General features: G+C 43.9%; 20 protein-coding genes and 1 riboswitch. Of the genes, 7 read left to right on the top strand and 13 right to left on the bottom strand.

The genetic code is table 11. The features are described from left to right. Nucleotides 1-73: 73 nt before the first annotated feature. The 4 genes from ABXT42_RS00650 to ABXT42_RS00635 are packed head-to-tail and all read right to left on the bottom strand — an operon-like array spanning nt 74 to nt 4,123. Nucleotides 74-883, bottom strand: a complete 810-nt coding sequence (locus ABXT42_RS00650) for a hypothetical protein (RefSeq protein ID WP_443628454.1) — start codon at nt 881-883, stop codon at nt 74-76. 20 nt (nt 884-903) lie between these two features. Then, nucleotides 904-2,061 (bottom strand): DUF1501 domain-containing protein, encoded by a 1,158-nt coding sequence (locus tag ABXT42_RS00645; RefSeq protein WP_443628453.1) that lies wholly within the window; start codon nt 2,059-2,061, stop codon nt 904-906. After that, nucleotides 2,054-3,505 carry a DUF1800 family protein gene (locus tag ABXT42_RS00640; RefSeq protein WP_443628452.1) on the bottom strand — a complete coding sequence of 484 codons (1,452 nt, stop codon included), beginning with the start codon at nt 3,503-3,505 and terminating at the stop codon, nt 2,054-2,056. The genes ABXT42_RS00645 and ABXT42_RS00640 overlap by 8 nt, the downstream gene beginning before the upstream one ends. Before the next feature lie 24 nt (nt 3,506-3,529). After that, nucleotides 3,530-4,123 (bottom strand): DUF938 domain-containing protein, encoded by a 594-nt coding sequence (locus ABXT42_RS00635; RefSeq protein WP_443628451.1) that lies wholly within the window; start codon nt 4,121-4,123, stop codon nt 3,530-3,532. 162 nt (nt 4,124-4,285) lie between these two features. Between ABXT42_RS00635 and ABXT42_RS00630 the strand changes: the two genes are divergently transcribed. Next, entirely contained in the window at nt 4,286-4,639 is a 354-nt protein-coding gene (locus ABXT42_RS00630; RefSeq protein WP_443628450.1) for a glutaredoxin, read from the top strand. Nucleotides 4,640-4,871: 232 nt separating this feature from the next. Here the strand turns inward: ABXT42_RS00630 and thiB are convergent, their stop codons facing one another. The 6 genes from thiB to purE all read right to left on the bottom strand — a co-directional run bounded on the left by thiB (nt 4,872) and on the right by purE (nt 10,073). Continuing rightward, nucleotides 4,872-5,891, bottom strand: coding sequence for a thiamine ABC transporter substrate binding subunit (gene thiB, locus ABXT42_RS00625; protein ID WP_443628449.1), 1,020 nt, complete (start codon nt 5,889-5,891; stop codon nt 4,872-4,874). 93 nt (nt 5,892-5,984) lie between these two features. Next, nucleotides 5,985-6,102: riboswitch (TPP riboswitch) on the bottom strand. Nucleotides 6,103-6,177: 75 nt separating this feature from the next. Continuing rightward, complete coding sequence (locus ABXT42_RS00620) at nt 6,178-7,059, bottom strand: heme-dependent oxidative N-demethylase family protein (protein ID WP_443628448.1); 882 nt, start codon at nt 7,057-7,059, stop codon at nt 6,178-6,180. After that, nucleotides 7,052-7,531 (bottom strand): potassium channel family protein, encoded by a 480-nt coding sequence (locus ABXT42_RS00615; RefSeq protein ID WP_443628447.1) that lies wholly within the window; start codon nt 7,529-7,531, stop codon nt 7,052-7,054. The genes ABXT42_RS00620 and ABXT42_RS00615 overlap by 8 nt, the downstream gene beginning before the upstream one ends. Nucleotides 7,532-7,533: 2 nt before the next feature. Continuing rightward, nucleotides 7,534-8,487, bottom strand: coding sequence for an ornithine cyclodeaminase family protein (locus tag ABXT42_RS00610; RefSeq protein ID WP_443628446.1), 954 nt, complete (start codon nt 8,485-8,487; stop codon nt 7,534-7,536). After that, nucleotides 8,487-9,572, bottom strand: a complete 1,086-nt coding sequence (gene purK, locus ABXT42_RS00605; RefSeq protein WP_443628445.1) for a 5-(carboxyamino)imidazole ribonucleotide synthase — start codon at nt 9,570-9,572, stop codon at nt 8,487-8,489. Before purK ends, ABXT42_RS00610 begins: the two co-directional genes overlap by 1 nt. Before the next feature lie 9 nt (nt 9,573-9,581). Then, nucleotides 9,582-10,073: a 5-(carboxyamino)imidazole ribonucleotide mutase gene (gene purE / locus ABXT42_RS00600; protein WP_443628444.1), complete on the bottom strand. Its 492-nt coding sequence runs from the start codon at nt 10,071-10,073 to the stop codon at nt 9,582-9,584. 108 nt (nt 10,074-10,181) lie between these two features. Here purE and ABXT42_RS00595 point away from each other — a divergent pair, with 108 nt between their 5' ends. Next, entirely contained in the window at nt 10,182-10,793 is a 612-nt protein-coding gene (locus tag ABXT42_RS00595) for an HAD family hydrolase (RefSeq protein WP_443628443.1), read from the top strand. Here ABXT42_RS00595 and ABXT42_RS00590 read toward each other — a convergent pair. After that, a complete protein-coding gene (locus ABXT42_RS00590) occupies nt 10,790-11,821 on the bottom strand; it encodes a GlxA family transcriptional regulator (protein WP_443628442.1) in 1,032 nt (343 codons plus the stop codon). The two genes, ABXT42_RS00595 and ABXT42_RS00590, sit on opposite strands and share 4 nt — an antisense overlap. 158 nt (nt 11,822-11,979) lie before the next feature. Between ABXT42_RS00590 and ABXT42_RS00585 the strand changes: the two genes are divergently transcribed. The 5 genes from ABXT42_RS00585 (at nt 11,980) to ABXT42_RS00565 (ending at nt 15,965) form a co-directional block, all read left to right on the top strand. Further along, the gene (locus ABXT42_RS00585; RefSeq protein ID WP_443628441.1) at nt 11,980-12,825 is read left to right on the top strand and encodes an AAA family ATPase; all 846 of its coding nucleotides are present in this window, start codon (nt 11,980-11,982) and stop codon (nt 12,823-12,825) included. Nucleotides 12,826-12,830: 5 nt separating this feature from the next. Beyond that, nucleotides 12,831-14,006 carry a vWA domain-containing protein gene (locus tag ABXT42_RS00580; RefSeq protein ID WP_443628440.1) on the top strand — a complete coding sequence of 392 codons (1,176 nt, stop codon included), beginning with the start codon at nt 12,831-12,833 and terminating at the stop codon, nt 14,004-14,006. Continuing rightward, nucleotides 14,003-15,106: an alpha/beta hydrolase fold domain-containing protein gene (locus ABXT42_RS00575; RefSeq protein WP_443628439.1), complete on the top strand. Its 1,104-nt coding sequence runs from the start codon at nt 14,003-14,005 to the stop codon at nt 15,104-15,106. The genes ABXT42_RS00580 and ABXT42_RS00575 overlap by 4 nt, the downstream gene beginning before the upstream one ends. Nucleotides 15,107-15,145: 39 nt before the next feature. Beyond that, a complete protein-coding gene (locus ABXT42_RS00570) occupies nt 15,146-15,412 on the top strand; it encodes a hypothetical protein (protein ID WP_443628438.1) in 267 nt (88 codons plus the stop codon). 106 nt (nt 15,413-15,518) lie between these two features. After that, complete coding sequence (locus ABXT42_RS00565; protein WP_443628437.1) at nt 15,519-15,965, top strand: hypothetical protein; 447 nt, start codon at nt 15,519-15,521, stop codon at nt 15,963-15,965. A gap of 36 nt (nt 15,966-16,001) precedes the next feature. Here ABXT42_RS00565 and glpK read toward each other — a convergent pair whose 3' ends face one another. Both glpK and ubiD read right to left on the bottom strand, forming a co-directional pair. Beyond that, on the bottom strand, nt 16,002-17,495 hold the full coding sequence (gene glpK, locus ABXT42_RS00560; protein WP_443628436.1) for a glycerol kinase GlpK: 1,494 nt from the start codon (nt 17,493-17,495) through the stop codon (nt 16,002-16,004). Beyond that, nucleotides 17,495-18,985 (bottom strand): 4-hydroxy-3-polyprenylbenzoate decarboxylase, encoded by a 1,491-nt coding sequence (ubiD, locus tag ABXT42_RS00555; RefSeq protein WP_443628435.1) that lies wholly within the window; start codon nt 18,983-18,985, stop codon nt 17,495-17,497. The genes glpK and ubiD overlap by 1 nt, the downstream gene beginning before the upstream one ends. Nucleotides 18,986-19,007: the final 22 nt, after the last annotated feature.

Below are 19,007 nucleotides of genomic sequence, written 5' to 3'. Positions count from 1 at the left end.
TTGATAAGTAAAAATATTACAGCCTATTTTGCATAAGCGCAAACATATCTAGCTCACCTAACCATCCCACTGCTTAGCTACTAGGAGATATATTTTTACATCGTTTTAGATATAAGACACCCCCTGCCCAGTCTTCCACATCTACCCATAATTCACCTTTGTTAAGGTTGTTTACATCAAGTGGTTTGCTGCGCTGATGGGGCGTAAATTTTACATATACGGGGTTTTCTAACGCTTCACCATCACTTACCATTAAATGGAAATATGCCATTTTCCCTACTAAGTGACCGGCCTTAGTTAGCTTCAGGTTAACTTCATGTTTTAGATAACTGGGATCTTTTGATAGGCCTTTCATACGCCAATTACCATTTATTTTGGCCCCATCATTAGTCAGCACCATGTTGCCATTGGCCATGTCCCAATGTTCAACCCTGCCCTTCACATCGTCTGTATACTGCACTCTACGTAAGTTAAATTGGCACTTAATAGGATTCACTAATGAAGCCAGTTGATATGGGTTAAAGTCAAATGCTGTTTTATCAATAGGGTTAGCTAAAAGCTGCTGCTTAACCTTTGGATCTAGTTTCAGTGGATAAAATACAATACCCTTATTTTTAGGCAAAAGCCCTTGCTTAGATATGGATTTACTAGACTTTTTGCCAGCGCTCACACCCGAATCACAATCTAACTTACGCCTTTTGGCTTCCGCCAAATAGTCGGCATTGCCACTTGCAGAAGCCATTAACCGACATAAGGTTTTATCACTCCAACCAGACATATCGGCAGACCAAACAGGAAAAGACAACAAACTGGCAAGCAGCGCACTACAAAAAAATGCGCCTACTCCTTTGCAATAATGGCCAATAAAAGATAATGAGGACAAATTAACTCCTTAAAGCAGCACTAAGTAAATAAGTGGTCAAACATACGGGGCAGATCTGGTTGCTGAAATACTTGCTGAGCAATCAGATCATGATCAAGGCCTAAAGACTTTTCTATGCAAGCAGCACACACTGATCGATAATCAATAGTAGCCATCAAGTCTCGCTTTTCAAACTGATCTTTTTTACTTAACCCAGGCCAATCTGTGATAACACCACTATTAGATAATGAGCCTCCTGCTAACAGGCCCACACTAGCATAACCATGGTCTGTGCCTTTGGTTCCATTAACTGCCACAGTGCGGCCAAATTCAGTGAGTGTTAAAATAATGGCGTCATCCCAAGCTTCTCCTAAACCGCGCCTATAGCCTGCTATTACATCGTCAACCACGCTTAATTGCCGAGCCAAGCGTCCTTCATTTGTGTTGCCATCTTCAGTCTGGCTAGAGTGAGAATCAAACTCACCCACTCTAATTACAGAAGCCACCGGGCCATCCACTTGGGCCATAGCACGACCTGCGTATTTAGCTAAACTAGCAGGATCTCTTGGCACTTGTACATTATCTTCACTTTTGCGGGCCACCTTGGTAAACAGTTGTGCTGCATCCATGTGATGACCCATAGCAATCATGTTTAACAAGTTGGCATTGGGTTTCTTTGAGCCTCTAATGCTGGCAGGATAAAAATTATCGTTTTCATGGTATCCCCGCAAAATTAATGGCATGTCCAAAGACAACGACCTACCAGCCACACCTGACAAATCCAGCGCACGCCCTAACCAACCCGTTTTTTCACTAAAGGGTGACAAACCTCCACCTTCAATAAGGTTTTGACCTTCAAAATGAGAGCGTTTAGTGTAAGGAAACGCGGTCGCATGAACCGCGCTAGCATGGCCACTGGCCATCAATTGTGCATAAAACTTGAGTGATGGATGTAACCCAAAGAAATCGTTTAATGCCAAGTAATTATCTGGAGTGACAGATTGGCGCATACGCATTAAATCTGGGTCGCCAATCGGGGGCATGGCAGCAAGGCCGTCCATGCCGCCTTCTAAAATAATTACAGAGATACTGCCTGGCGGTTTTGCTTTTGCAAACCCTGTCACTGGCATACCTGCAAGAAAAAGTGATGCAGCACCTGCTTTAAGGATATTACGCCGACCTACGGTTAATTTAGACATATTCCAACCCCATCAATTCTGGACTACACATCAGCGTGATGAACCGATCTCTACCTGAGGGGCCAACACTTGCCACCAAAGCACGAGTTTGCTGTGAAGCCCCTATCCTATCCATAATCTCATTCGCAGATTGACGCGGCTTGCCATTTCTATAAATTGCATCAGCAAACCGAAATCGCCGCTCAAACATTTCTGCAGACATCCACTCATCTTTATCATCAGAGTAACCATTGGGTTGGCGTAAGCTCCAAAACGACTGGCCCAACTCTTCAAACACCTTTTTAGTGCTCATTAGCCTATCGTCATAGTCATGAACCTTTTCCCAACCTTTAAAATAAGTTGCACCAGAAAGCCGTACTACCTGAAACAGCCATGTCATAGGCCAAATAAATTTAACCTCAGGGCTATTAATAGCTAATTCGAGTACCTTAGTGTGGATGGTTTGTAAGTCTCCCTTACTTTCACGCCACACCAATTTAACCGCATCTACTTCATAGGTAGAAGGGTTATCGCTCACAAAGTGCTGACATAGTTTAGTGGATATATGGTGAATGGTAGCGTCATGGCTTGCAAGAAAATCTGTTAATTGCTGAAGCCCATTGCGGCCAGCATAGATACTCTGGCCCATTACTTTTTTGCTGCCAGGCTCCGCCCAGCGCTTTTTGTAGGCATTCCAATGGTTTGTACCCCCTGCAGTTTTGCGCATCTGGGGCAACTCTTCACCAAAATCGATCCCCCAACCTGCCAAGACGTTGGCCGCCGCATGAATATCGTCTTCGGTATAACCTGCAGCCACAGAAACGGTGTGCAACTCTAGTAATTCGCGCCCTAGATTATCATTTAAACCTGCTTGGCAATTAGGTTTTCGGGCGCAACCTTTAGCTTGTTCTGAACGCTCGCCAGCACTCCACACATTATCCAAATAAGTGAGCATTCCAGGGTGAGTGGTCATGCCATAAAGCAAGTCAGCAAAGCTACCGTTAAGTTTGGCTAAAATGCCTTCATCGATAGCATGGCCAATCATTTGTCCAGTATCAAAGGTATTACCAATGGTGAAATGATTGGCCCAAAAAGCAGTGAAGCGAAGCTTTACCTGGTCTGCTCCATAAACATTTCGCTGCACAAATTTGTGTTCATCCATATCACGCATTAAATTTTCATGTCGATTAGCTTGGCGCGCAGCTTGAGTCTCTTGGCCATTTTTTCCTTCGCGCTGCTGCTTTTTTAAATCACGATAACGCCGCCACATAGACGCACGGCGGGATAAATCAGGTTGCAGCTCATCAGGCCACTGTGCAACTTTTGCGTAGCTTGTAGCCAAACCTAAAGCAGGCGAAGCCGCCTGCAATTGAGATTGAATCCATGCGTTCATGTCTTCTGGCAAGTCTTGATCATACCTAAACATTAAACCCGTTTTTTGAGCGATGCTAAAATGCTTATTCATAACAAAAACCTTCCTAAATAGTGATCAATTTTTTTGCCAAACAATTAATCGATTATTGGCAGGCATCGCATTATCTTGCATAAGTTCTAGCCCAGCCTGCGTGGCTAAACGATTAATATTCCAAAATTCTCTAATACCCTGACAAGGATTTTGCTGGCGCAGCATCGTATCAAAAGCAACATTGCTTTGGGCTTCAAGAACACCCATATACTTCATTGGGCCATAAAGACAAAATATCCCACCTGATAAAAGTGACTTTCCAATACCAGAAAACATAGCCACCACAGCTTCCCATGGCATTATATGGGCTGTATTAGACGAATACACGGCATCGTAGGCAGATATGGGCCAAGGGTCTTGCAGCACATCTAGTAAGATGGGTGGTAGTAAATTAGGTGATGGAAAGTCATCAACCCACAGGTTGATACCTGCATGGTTTTGCGCTCTATCACTTAATTGCCAGCTTAAGTGGGGCATGTTTCGAGCAAAAAAAACCCCATGCTGCCCTGTGCCACTACCTACTTCCAAAGCATATTTTTTATGCTCAAAAATGGGTATTAACACATCCAAAATAATAGTTTGGTTATTAGCACAAGCTTGAGAGAAAGGTTTACTCATTTATTTAGCCTTTAGTAATACACCCCACGCGAACCACAGCTAGGTGGCTCTGGTCCGATTAAATGCATCGTTTACAACTAATATAATATATATTTTTATTAGTTGTGCAATCACTTTATCAGGCAGATAATACCGGCCTTTAACCACCAGAGATTTATACAGATGACAGGTCGCCCAATCTTAAACAGCAACAAAGTACACCCAGCCATTTGCACTAATGTGGCGCAGCATCATTGTGACACGGTGAACCAAGTCATTAATGCTGTAGAAAATAATGAAGCCGTAGTGATTGGTATGGCTCTAAATCCTGCTGTTAAAAAAGCACGTAAGTTACTTGAGGAGCATGGTTTAAAGGTAACTTATTTAGAATTTGGTGGATATGGCAGTATGTGGCAAGAGCGTTTAGCTATTAAAATGTGGAGTGGCTGGCCAACCTATCCACAAGTTTTTGTTAAAGGCATCTTGATAGGTGGTGCAAGTGATTTGAAAAAGCTAATTATCAACAAAGCAATATAAAAAACTCACTGAAGCTGGCATAGCACTTATTGCTCTAGCCATTTTTTTAAAAATGATTACTGGTGTATTAGGCAGTGAAGGGTTGGTAGACTTAGCTTAAATAGCATCCATTAGTAATACTCAAAAAGCCCAGAAAAAGTGCGCTTTTTGAGTCTACAACAGCAGTAATGCCTACAAGGTCATGTAACTAGCTTAGTCACTAATGGCAACTTAATAGGTCATTGTGCTTAAATTATTGAGTCATCGCATTAAGCCAATCACTTACCCATTGCTTGCGGCTTTGATTAATTTCAGCGGTGTCTAGCTGCAGCACTTTGTTAGGCACAATTAGTTTGCTATAAGCTTCTGGCATATCTTTTGGGGTGTTTACTGGATACATCACGTTACTTAAAGGTAAGTGTTTTTGGAAATCTTCACTGACCATAAAATTAAGAAATTCATCAGCCAGCAATTCATTGTTAGATGACTTTAGTTTAGCGGCTACCTCTACTTGCAGATAATGCCCCTCTTCAAATGCAGCCGCCTGGTATTGGTCTGTGCCCTCTACAGCCATGTGGTATGCTGGAGACGTGCTATAACTTAATACCATAGGCGCTTCACCTGCTAAAAACAAACTAAAATAAGCTTCGCTCCAACCTTTAGTGGTGGTTAATATGTTATCCGACAACTTAGCCCAAGCTGCATCAGAATCATCCCCATAAACAGCCTTCATCCACAACAATAAACCTAAGCCTGGCGTGCTTGAACGTGGGTCTTGAATGATTATTTTTAATTCTGGGCCAGCATTCACTAACTCATCCAAACTCTTAGGCGGGTTGGGCATCAGTTGGGTATTATAAACAAACGAAAAGTAGCCATAATCAAAAGGCACAAAAGTATCATCTTGCCAATTAATAGGCATTTCTAGTGCTGTAGTATTCACTTTGTGAGTGGCAAACAAGCCACTATTTTTAGCATCATCCACTAGGTTTAAATCTAGCCCTAAAACCAGATCAGCTTTAGTGGATACACCTTCCAATTTAAGTCTTTGCAACATGGAAACAGCATCTTCCATGCCCACTAAATTTAATGTGCACCCACAGTCCGCTTCAAAGGTAGGCTTAATCAGAGGGCCCATACCCCATTCTGAGATAAATGAGTCATAGGTATACACTGTAAGTTCCGGTTTGGCTGTGTCTGTAGCTAAAGCGGGTGTATTTACCATGCAAAAAGTGAGAAAAAAGGCGGCAAAAGGTGCCGTATAGTGAGACATAATTACTCCTAAAAATTAACTAGTTAATTGCTATGACGGCCAATACGATATTGACACTATTAGGAGGAGGGAGCGACGTAAGGCTGGCTTACTTAGATGCTTATCCTTGTTCCCTACGCTGGCATTATCCAGATCAGGTACAACGGGATTCACTTTAGTGATCTCAGCCTAAACGTTAATTTAAATTAACTAGGCACCCCGACAAGTCATAGTAGGCGTAATATAGACTAAAAATAGCCTATATTGCAAGACTGTTGAGCAAGTTAATGTCAAAAATCCTATTCAATTATTTTAGTAAGCTCAAGTCACTAAAGTACTTCTGTAATGCTGGAGCAAAATAGATAATGTCCTTGTAGCCTGCCACAGGTTTAGGCATAGCGTTAATGACCACTTGCAGCTGCGTAAGTGCATTGGGCACTTGAGTAAGGCTCATTAAAGGATACACATAAACTCTAATAGTGAAAGCGATGGCATTGGTTTTTGGCAATCGGGTAAGGGTTTGTCGTTCGCAGCGATAATATAACGGCGTATTTGCCGCATGAATGATTTTTTTTTCAGGAAATTGTGCCAGCTGTGTATTTGCCTGCAAAGACCAATTAAACCTCTGAACCGGTTTTCCAACACAAAGATGGTCAAAAAATCGATCTATTTTAGGTGTTAGTTTGGCATGCAAAGTGGGCACAGGGTCATGTATTCTGGCCATAGGTTGGCCTATATTTTCTGACAAATGCCAATTACTAGGGCTGCATAAACTGGCTGCTGTAAGGCAGTATTGTCCATTTAGTTTTTGCATAATGAGCAAATCATCTGCGACCCACAAGGATGCTTGCCACAAAGGGTGGGGGCTTACTGAAGGTAATTGGATACCCATGGGTAAATAATTCAAGCCATCAGCTAACGAACAATATAGCTGACTATGATGCTGTAACAGATGGTTTTTTAGTTCAAATGCCAGCTCTACTTGCGCATCATAGGCACTAGGTAACGCGTCAAAAATACGCTGTTTATGTGCCTGACTTAAGCTTAGTTTATGTTCTAGGTATCGAGGATATTCTTCATCTGGTTCTATCCATTTTTGTGGATGTAAAGATTGCATACCCATAGAAATGACGTCTTTATGCTGCATGTGTGGCAGATATTTGGGCATTTTAAAGGCTGAATTAACCATGATTTTTTTGCGAATTATTAGTGTCTTCAATGCGACTGGTGAGTATGTCTATTTTCTTTTCTAGAATTTTAGTACGCTCCAAAATATCACTGTTTTGTTGGCGTAGTTCACGATTTTTCACGTTTGTATCCGCAAAACCAAGCAACCGTTCAGCAATTAAAGCACCAATAAAACCCACTAAGCCCACACCCACGTAAAACATTAAAGCCACCACCGCACGCCCACCAATAGTCACAGGATAGTGGTCTCCAAAACCAATCGTGCTGGCACTCATTTGTAAGGTCCAAAAAGCATCAACATAGGTATTTATATTGCTGTTATCTGAGCCTGACTCAAAGTGAAGTAACGCAAAGGCAAATATCGCGATGATACTATAAAGCAAGCAGACCCCAGCAGCTCCTAGTGCCAATAAGCTATAATTACGAATGCCATATTGGTCTGTTTTATAAAGACGCTCTTTATTGACTAGCATGGTTATCTTGTTGCTTCCGCAACCATGCGTGCAGCAACAAAGTCTTCAATAGAGGCCCCGACAGATTTAAATAGGGTAATACTATCCTTGGGCCTTTGGTAGCCAGTCATACTAAGCTTGTGCAAATCAGCCTTGATGTTAGCCATATCAAAAAAGCCTTCCTTTACAGCTTGTAATAAGTCACCCGCTTCTCCTTGGGCACCAGCGTAGGTATCTACAAACACCTCACTTTTAGCCACCAGTTCACCATCTGTTTCGCGTAAATCTGGGCGGTATGCACCTACAAGATCAATATGCGTATTGGGTTTTACCCACGCCCCTTTTACCAAGGCTTTACTGGATAAAGTACAGCAGCTTATGACGTGCGCCTCACCGCACGCCTGTGCAAGATCACTCACCGCGTGAGCATAATCTAGCCCACTTGCTAGCAACTGGGCTTTTGCTTGGTTTCTACCCCAAATAAGCACCTTATTAATAGATGGGCGCACAACCATATGCGCTTGAATTAGCTCTAAAGATAGCCGCCCTGTGCCTACAATGAGTAATGTGCTGGACTCTTTAGGAGCTAAATATTGCGCGGCTAAAGCCGAGGCAGCAGCGGTTCTTCGTGCCGTAAGTGTTGCACCGTCAATCAAAGTAGACCAAGCGCCCGTTTGAGCATCAGCCACCAGCACCTGAGCTTGAATAGCAGCAAGACTGCGAGCACTATTGCTTGGCACCACATTGACTAACTTTACAACAACACCTGCATCTTGTGCCCACGAGGGCATAATAAGCAGAGTGCGATCGGCTTGTTTTTGTTGGTTTTTAGCATCAAAAGGCTCAGGCACACTGTAATGTAGGCGAGGCGGCGCGGTAGCCGCACTATCACCTTTAGCAAAAGCTTCATCTAACGCATTAATAAGCGCAGGATAAGGCAACAGCTTTTGCGTAGTTGGCCCATCGATGACTTGCATTATGAGTTTTCCAACTCTTGTATGGCCCAATCTAACGCCGGCTGATACCAATCGTTAAGAGTGGCTTGCAGCTGCTTTAATACACTAATTAGTTGTGCCTTATCTGCCATGCAAAAGTTGATATGTCCTACCTTACGAACCGGTCTCACTTCTTTGCCATACCAAAATACCTCTGCGCCAGGCAAAGCCAACCACGCTAAATTGTAGTCGATACCTATAAGGTTAATCATGACACTATTGTGCTTAATAAGTGCCGGAGCAAGAGGCAAGTCTGCTGTGGCTCGTACATGATATTCAAACTGACTAATGCTAGCGCCTGCTTGAGTCCAGTGGCCACTATTATGCACACGTGGTGCTAGCTCATTAATAAGTAAGTGCTCACCAACTCGAAATAATTCCATAGCCATTACGCCGACATAATCTAGCTCATCCATGACTTTTCCAAGCATAGATTCAGCTTCGCTTTGAAGATTGCGCAAGCGCGCTAAAGGCGCCAAAGTGACTGTAAGAATACCGTCTTGATGACGGTTAAGTGCCAAGGGGTAGTAGTGACATTCACCGGCTCGGTTACGTACACCTACAATAGACACTTCTTCATCAAAGCCAATCGCTTGCTCAGCAATGACTTTGCCATGCCATCCATCAGGAATAGCACTATCTTGGTCTTCTACCAACCAGTGCTGCCCGCGTCCATCAAAACCGCCAGTGCGCTGTTTAAGCAATACTCGCTCGCCATAGCTGGCATGGAGACTAGTGGCAGTGTGCTTATTTTCTACCAAAGTCCAAGGGGCTGTAGCTAGCTTTAAACGGTCTAACAGCTGTTTTTGAGTCACTCTATCTGCCACTAAACCAAATACATTTTGATTTACAAAATTAGGGTGAGCTGCCAACTGATCCGTAGCCTTTGTAGAGGGCCATTGCTCACGCTCTGCCGTAATAACGTCATCATCTTCTAAAGGCAGATTTGCATCCAATTCGATATCCACTGGACGCAGATCCACTCCCAAAGGCTGAGCGGCATGTTTAAGCATGGCACCTAATTGGCCTGCACCTAATACCCACACGCGTTTACTTACTGGCTTCATATGTTTGAATTAACCTTCCCTAGGATCAGGGTTATCTAATATAGTTTGCGTTTGCTGCGTACGAAAATCTTCAATACGCGCAGCCAGCTCAGGGTCTTGGTTGGCCAAGATTTGGCTAGCGAGTAAACCTGCATTAAAAGCACCAGCACCACCTATAGCCATACTGCCTACCGCTACTCCACGAGGCATTTGCACAATAGAGTACAAACTATCCACCCCACTTAAGGCTTTACTTTGCACAGGCACACCCAGTACAGGCAGCCGTGTTTTTGAGGCCACCATACCAGGCAAATGAGCTGCGCCGCCGGCACCTGCAATAATCACCTGAATACCTCGGCCTGCAGCCTGGGACGAAAACTCCATAAGCTTGTCTGGAGTGCGATGAGCAGAAACCACTTCTACTTCGTAACTTACACCCAAACGATCCATAATTTGTGTGGCTTCTTGCATACATGGCCAGTCACTCTTAGACCCCATGATAACGGCTACTTGTGCGCCCATTAATTATCCTCCCATAATGAAGCTTCCACTTTACCACAAGGCCTCATTGGGCAAAACAATGGAAAGTAAAACTAGCTTATTTCTAACAAAATTTGTTAAATTAGCGGCATGAATAATACTTCAAATCAAAATCACAAACGTATTCTGGCTAGTAAGCACTGGATATTCGATATGGATGGCACCTTAACTATTGGTGTACATGACTTTGACCTAATGAGACGAGAGCTTGGCTTAGCGCCAGACGCAGATATCTTAAAAACCATGCAGTCTATGAGTGCGCAGCAAGCTGCGCCACTGTGGGCCAAACTTGATGAATTGGAATATTATTTTGCCAGCTTAGCCAAACCGATGCCTGGAGCATTTGAATTGCTAGAGCACTTGAAAGAAAAAGGTGTCAGCTTAGGGGTATTAACCCGCAATGTGATGCCTGCCACCTTACATACCCTTAAAACTTGCGATTTAGATCAGTTTTTTGCACCAGAGGATATTCTTGATCGGGCATCTTGTGAGCCAAAACCCAAGCCTGACGGTATTCTTTTGTTGCTGAAACAGTGGGGAGCTAAAGCCAGCGAGAGTGTTATGGTTGGCGATTATTTATTCGACTTAGAAGCAGGTAAAGCAGCGCAAGTGTCCACAGTACATATTGATACATCTGAAACTTACTCATGGCCTCAAATGACTGATTGGGGAATCAATCACTTAAAACTGCTTAAATCTTAAGACTTCCTGCGCGTTTGGGACGGTGTTACTTCAAAATATTGCCGGTAACATTTACTAAAATGAGGGTAAGACACAAACCCACAAGCCAGTGAAATGTCACTCATACTAAGGGCCGTTTGGGTTAGTAATTGGTGGCAACGCTTAAGCCTCAGCTCCAGGTAAAATCGGGTAGGTGTACTATCTAGATATCGTTGAAATTGGCGCTCGATTTGGCGTCGAGAAATGCCCACCAAAGAAGCTATCTCTTCAGCTGACAGCATTTCTTCCATATTGTTTTCCATTAGTGCGATCACGTCTTTGAGATTTTCCGGTAACCTCACATCAGCCTGATTATTTAAAAAAGCAGGCTCGCCTGTGTCATTAATACGATCACAGGTAAGAATGTCACAAATACCTCTTACAAAAGGTTTACCACGATGCTCAAGCATTAGCTCTAACATCATATCTAACGCACTATTTCCACCGGCACAGCTAAAACATTGCTCACCTATAATGTACGCTTTATCTTTGAGGTCTACACTGGGAAATCGCTCTCTAAGGCTAGCTTTATTTCCCCGATGCACCACACCTGCTTTACCCTCCATTAGGCCAGCTTCGGCTAAGGCAAATAACCCATTCCACAAAGACCCTAATGCCTTTTTACGCAGATCAGATAGCCGTAAAAACTTGATCAGTGGAGCGGGAGCATGTAGATCTACCCGCAGCCCTCCACAAATCACAAACGCGTCAAGATCGTTAAGATTAAGATCATCCAAGCCTTCATCTGCCATTGCGGCAAAGCCTAAGTCACTGCACACAGGGCCCCCATCTATACTCACCAAGCGAAAAGTGTAAAGCTGTTCTTCACTGAGTAAATTAGCTGTTCGCAATGCGTCAAGTGCAGAGGTCAGCGCCATCATGGAGAAATTATTTTGCAAGAAAAAGCAAAAGTTACGAAGCTCCCCTGCATGTTTATTGGTGACAGGAGTACACGCTGCTTCTATGGGATAAATCTGAGCTTTAAGCTTTGTGTGGGGGAAGTCTGTCATAAATAAATTATACCACTGGATTTTGACAGCCTCAAAGCAATTCACCTGTGCATCGGATCATCTATTAATGTTAGCGACTAAGTGACTTATAAGTTTTGCTGCTTAGTCGTGCTATTCATGCCAAAATAGCCTCATTAGCAAATGCTTGAGTTTAGATTATGAATTTTACTGGTACTAAGAAATACGTCGCCACCAAAGACTTACAAATGGCTGTTAATGCTGCAGTCACCTTGCAACGCCCCTTATTAATTAAAGGCGAGCCTGGCACCGGTAAAACCTTGCTCGCAGAAGAAGTGGCCCAAGCGTTAGGTATGCCGTTAATGCAATGGCATGTGAAATCTACCACCAAGGCCCAACAAGGATTATACGAATATGATGCAGTGTCACGCTTGCGAGACTCGCAGCTAGGCAATGAGAAAGTTAATGATGTGGGACATTACATTAAAAAGGGCAAACTATGGCAAGCCTTTGATGCGGATGAACGTGTTGTATTGTTGATTGATGAAATAGATAAAGCCGACATTGAATTTCCTAACGACTTATTGGTAGAGCTGGATAAAATGGAGTTTCATGTTTATGAAACAGGGCAGCGCGTCCAAGCTAAACATCGTCCTGTGGTTATTATTACTAGTAATAATGAGAAAGAACTGCCTGATGCCTTTTTACGACGCTGTTTTTTCCATTACATTAACTTCCCTGACAAAAAAACCATGAAGGCCATTGTGGATGTGCATTATCCAGACATTAGCCAAGCCCTTGTAGCAGAAGCTATGCAGATGTTTTTTGATGTGCGCGACATCCCTGGCCTAAAGAAGAAACCCTCCACCTCTGAACTTATTGATTGGTTAAAGCTGCTTATGGCAGACGAAATCCCTGAAGATTTATTAGCCAACCGTGACCCAACAAAGGCCATACCTCCCCTTTACGGCGCCTTGTTAAAAAATGAACAAGACGTTGCTCTACTAGAGCGGCTGGCATTTATGGCCCGCAGGGAACAGCGTTAGTTACTATGCTGGTTAACTTTTTTTACACTTTAAAGCGTGCTCAAATTCCTGTTTCAATCAAAGAATATTTGATATTACTGGAAGCCCTGCAACATCATCTAGCTTTTGCAGACATAGACGACTTTTATCACCTTGCACGCATCTGCCTGGTAAAAGATGAAGCCAACTTCGATAAATTTGATCGTGTATTTGGTGCGTATTTTAAGCAGTTAGAAAGCTTAGAAGATGTGCTAAGCGCCCTCATTCCAGAAGAATGGTTGCGCGCAGAGTTTATGAAACAGCTTAGTGATGAAGACAAAGCAAAAATTGAGTCCTTAGGCGGGTTAGAAGAGCTATTAGACGCCTTTAAAGAACGCCTTAAAGAGCAAGAAAAACGCCACCAAGGCGGCAGTAAGTGGATTGGCACTGGAGGCACTTCTCCATTTGGTCACAGTGGTTACCATCCAGAGGGCATCCGTGTGGGCGGTGAAAGCCGCAATAAGAGCGCTGCAAAAGTGTGGGAAAAGCGCCAATTTAAAGACCTTGATGATAGCGTGGTATTAGGCACTCGCAACATAAAAGTAGCCCTTAGAAAGCTGCGCCAATTTGCCCGCACAGGTGCTGCAGATGAGTTGGATCTAGATCATACGATCAGCGCTACAGCTAAAAATGCTGGCATGCTAGACCTTAAGCTTGTGCCCGAGCGGCACAACGCTGTAAAAGTGTTACTTATGCTTGATGTGGGTGGGTCTATGGACCCTTATATCCAAGTGTGTGAAGAATTATTTGCCGCTTGTCGCTCTGAGTTTAAACATTTAGAACATTTTTACTTTCATAATTTTGTGTATGAGAGCCTTTGGCGTAACAATATGCGCAGGCAACATGAACGCACTAGTGTGTATGACATTATTCACACCTATGGCCGTGATTATAAGGTTATTTTTGTGGGTGACGCCTCCATGTCACCCTATGAAATAAATAGCCCATATGGCAGTGTGGAGCATATGAATGCAGAGCCTGGCCATGTTTGGATGCAAAGGCTCACCAATCATTTTGATACAGTGACATGGCTTAACCCAGTGGCACCCGATCATTGGCGCTATACCCAGTCTGTGGGCATGACCAAGCAGCTTATGGATGACAAAATGTTCCCTATGACTTTAAGTGGACTAAGTGATGCCATTAAGGCTCTAGCAAAATGACTAAGCTTGAGCGCAATAATCCTGTTATTTGCACTTGCTTTAACGTACATCAAGATAGTGTCAACGAAGCCATTGAAAAAGGCTATGACGACTTTCGTAAACTACGGGTAGCCCTTGGCGTGGCTGGAGATTGTGGTAATTGCCATCGCCCTATTAATAGCTTACTTAAAGCCCATCGCCGCGCCCAAACACCCGCAAAAGTGGAGCCTTTAAGGCGCAGATTCCCCATGCCATGGAAACACATGAGCCTTGCAAAAATTGAGCAAGAGTACTCTCCCAGCTCCTGTGTAGAAGACATTATGGTGTATATCAATGACTACATAAGCCACTCACAGATGGCTCAAGATACACTCAATTATCAAGCCAATCTTAGTTACGGTGATGCCACAACAACGAAAGGCGAAAGACTAGATTACTTTGCAGCCAAAACTGGTGGCCCTTTAGTCATTTATATTCATGGCGGTTATTGGCAGCAACTTAGCAAAGATGAATCCTGCTTTATGGCCCCTGGATTAAACGAGCAAGGCACTCACTTAGCTGTGGTCGACTACACCCTTGCGCCAGAAGCTACCATTAACCAAATGATCGCCCAGTGTTGCTATGCAGTGGCTTGGCTAATCGCACAAAATGAAACACTAGGCTTTGATACTAACAGGGTGATCATTGCAGGCAGCTCTGCAGGGGCACATTTATGTGCCAGCGTATTACAAGCGGCCCAACAAAGCCTTCACGGCCTTAGCCCACAGTCTATTGGAGGTGCAGTGCTTATCAGTGGTGTCTATGATTTGCGCCCATTGGTAAACACTTACATCAACGAACCACTGCACCTCACTCCACAAAGTGCCACAGATCTAAGCCCAGGGCTGTTTACAAATAAAGGCTTACCGCCTTGCATTATTGCTTATGGCAGCAACGAAACCCAGGAGTTTAAGCGTCAAAGCCAAGAGTACCATCAACAGCTATTGAGCGACGGTGCAGCCAGCCAGTGTTTTGAGGTGGATACTAAAAACCACTTTGACATCGTATTTGACCTAGCGAAAGAAGGTGCAAATATTAACCAAAAGCTGACCCAATTAATGACTGACTTAATTTTCGACTAAAACGCCAGCAATGTGTGAGTTTTAGACTAAGCTTTAGTCATGATAAAAAATAACTTAACCACCACAGCTATAATGGCCATTGCATTAACATGGCTTACGGCATGTAGTGTTGGCCCAAAGATTGATCCTCAGCAACAGCAATTAGCTGCAGACATATACGCCCAGTTATCACTTGGATATATGGAAAGTGGGCAGCTTGCCTTGGCGCAGCAACGATTACAAAAAGCTCAAGTGTTAAACCCCAATGGTATGCTTACCCTTAAAGCTGCAAAAAAATGGCAGCAACTGCAACTCACTCAACCATAACCACCAATCAATACAGGTAATCTAGCTAAAGTGCTGCTTTCATAGCTTGGCTTAGTTATACTTATGCTATAACGATTAAATTAACGTGTTAAAAGGATCTTGAGCAATGTTAAAACAAATTATTAAAGCAGCAAGTTTAGTGTTTGGGCTGCTATTGATGACTGCTTGTAGCCTGCCTGCTACCACTATACCCACTGCAGATGGCAATACATTGGCGGGCAACAGCCCAGCAGTGACAAATTCTTACGCAGACATTCCTATCTCTGCCAACGATGAGCTTGCCGTAGATAAATCTTTGTTACTAAACACAGGTGAACAATGGATTGGGCGCGCAGTGCTTAAATCTAAGTTAGATCCGGTGCAGGCATTTGAATACTATTTAAAAAATATGCCTAACCAAGGCTGGTTAAACATTACCTCTGTGCAATCTGACGTATCAGTGCTGACCTACGAAAAAGGCAGCCGTGTGGCTACCATTCAGATTAAGCGTGGCACCCTTCGGGGAAGCCAAATTTCTGTGACCGTGTCACCCAGAGATGCACTGTCACAATAAGACAAAAACAGCATTTTGCAATATTGCTTGGCCTGCTTAAGCAGGCTGGGTTTGTACTTTACTCACAGCATTAAGCCAACCATCGTACAGTTGATCTCTTTTGGCCTTTGGCATAGTCGCCTCAAAGCTTCGGTCGCACTGCCACATTTGGCTAATCTCATCTAATGAAGCGTACACCTTGCTCTGCAAGCCTGCCAAATAAGCCACGCCTAAGGCACTACTTTCTACACACGTAGGCCTATCAACTCGCGCATCTAACATGTTGGCTAAGTGATTTAAAAACCAGTCATTCACTACCATGCCGCCATCTACCCTTAAGGTTTCAAGTAACACACCATCATTTTTCATCGCTTCTTGTAGGTCTTTAGTTTGGTAACACACAGACTGAACACCTGCACTGACAATCTCTTCAATGCCAGTATCACGGGTTAAACCGGATATGGCCCCTCGTGCCTGAGGGTCCCAATAAGGCGCACCAAGGCCAGTGAATGCCGGCACCATATACACGCCGTGATCTATGGCTATTGAGCCTGCGAGCTTCTCAGCCTCGCTTGCACTGCCAATAATTTTTAAGCCATCCCTTAGCCATTGAATAGCTGCGCCTGCTACAAAAATACTACCTTCCAAGGCATACACTGGCTTACCATTAAGGCGGTATGCCATAGTAGTTAACAAACGGCTCGTGGATTTTTGTGGTTTGTCACCTGTATTTAGCATTAAAAAACAGCCTGTACCATAGGTGCTTTTAGCCATGCCTGAGGCAAAGCACGCTTGACCAAAAAGAGCAGCATGTTGATCACCTGCTACCGCATAGATCGGTAACGGATGCCCTAGAATATCTGCTTCAATAAGCCCATAGTTATCAGCCGTGTCTTTAACTTCTGGCAACATCTGTTTGGGGATATTAAATAACGCTAGTAAGTCTTCATCCCACATTTGAGTATGGATGTTAAACATTAAAGTGCGGCAAGCATTGGTAGCATCTGTGGCATGAATACGCCCACCACTTAAATGCCACATAAGGTAGCTATCCACAGTGCCAAATAGTAGCTCACCTTTTTGTGCTAGCGCACGAGAGCCTTCTACATGATCTAATATCCAGCTCAGTTTAGAAGCTGAAAAATAAGGATCTAACAATAACCCTGTTTTGGCGTTAACCATCGGTTCATGGCCGCTTTGCTTGAGAGCATCGCATACTTTAGCAGTGCGACGGTCTTGCCATACAATAGCAGGGTAGATAGCTTGGCCTGTGTTTTTGTCCCACACCAAAGTAGTTTCACGCTGGTTAGTGATACCAATACCAGCAATTTGAGAGGCCTTTAGCCCACTATCTTCAAGGGCTTTTTGGCACACTGCCACAACCGTATCTAAAAGGTCTTGAGGGTGATGCTCTACCCAGCCATTTTGTGGGTAATGTTGTTCAAATTCCTTTTGGGCGCTGCTTACAATAGAGCCATCTTTAGCAAAGATAATGCAGCGTGAGCTTGTTGTGCCTTGATCTATGGTGATAAGGTAAGCGTTGTCAGCCATTATTTATCCTCAGGGCTAGTGATATTAAAAATACCCAGCTCGTCCCACATATCATCCACACGCTGCTTTACAGATTCGTCCATAGTGATGGTAGTGCCCCATTCTCGGGTGGTTTCGCCTTCCCATTTATTGGTAGCGTCCATACCCATTTTAGAGCCTAAACCAGATACGGGTGATGCGAAGTCTAAATAATCAATCGGTGTATTTTCTACTAGCATCGTGTCTCGTGCTGGGTCCATGCGCGTAGTCATGGCCCAAATCACGTCTTTCCAGTCACGGGCGTTTATATCATCATCAGTAACAATGACAAATTTGGTGTACATAAATTGGCGTAAAAAAGACCATACGCCCATCATCACTCTCTTGGCGTGGCCTGGGTATTGCTTCTTTATGGTGACTATCGCCATGCGATAGGAGCACCCTTCTGGGGGAAGATAGAAGTCTGTGATTTCTGGAAATTGTTTTTGTAACAAAGGTATAAACACTTCGTTTAGGGCCACACCTAGTATTGCTGGCTCATCTGGCGGACGGCCTGTAAAGGTACTATGATAAATAGGGTCTTTACGGTGAGTGATGCGCGTTACAGTGAATACTGGAAAACTGTCTACTTCGTTATAGTAACCGGTGTGATCACCAAAGGGGCCTTCATCTGCCATATCATCAGGCTTGATGTGCCCTTCTAATATGTATTCGGCACTGGCAGGCACTTGCAAATCACTTGTCATACAGGTGGCTACTTCTGTTTTACTACCACGTAAAAGCCCTGCAAAAGCATATTCACTTAAACTGTCTGGCACCGGTGTAACAGCACCTAAAATAGTGGCAGGATCTGCGCCTAAAGCTACAGCCACTGGAAAATTTTCACCTGGGTGGGCAATTTTCCAATCACGAAAATCTAACGCACCACCACGATGAGACAACCAGCGCATGATTAAGCGGTTTTTGCCGATCACTTGCTGGCGATATATACCAAGGTTTTGGCGCTTCTTATTAGGCCCGCGAGTAATCACTAAAGGCCATGTTACTAGAGGGCCAGCATCACCTGGCCAGCAGGTTTGAATAGGTAGCTTAGCAAGATCAACCTCATCGCCTGTCATTACATATTGCTGGCATGGTGGTTTGCTAATGAGCTTGGGAGCCATGTTGAGCACTTGTTTATAAAGTGGCAACTTGTCTAAAGCGTCTCTAAAGCCTTTAGGGGGCTCTGGCTCTTTTAACGCGGCAAGTAAGTGGCCTATATCACGCAAGCTTTCTACACTTTCAGCGCCCATACCAAGAGCCACACGTTTGGGTGTGCCAAACAGGTTAGCTAATACGGGAGTGTCAAAACCTTTGGGGTTTTCAAATAATAAGGCGGGGCCTTCTGCTCGCAGAGTGCGATCGCAGATTTCAGTCATTTCAAGGTGTGGGTCCACCTCTTTAGTAATGCGTTTTAGCTCACCTTGGGCTTCAAGGCTTGCGATGAAGTCGCGTAGGTCTTTATATTTCATGGCCATAGCCTACCCATTCTCC

The organism is Candidatus Njordibacter sp. Uisw_002, from assembly GCF_047730155.1.
GTDB lineage: Bacteria > Pseudomonadota > Gammaproteobacteria > Pseudomonadales > Balneatricaceae > Njordibacter.
This window is presented reverse-complemented; position numbering and strand designations above follow the sequence as displayed.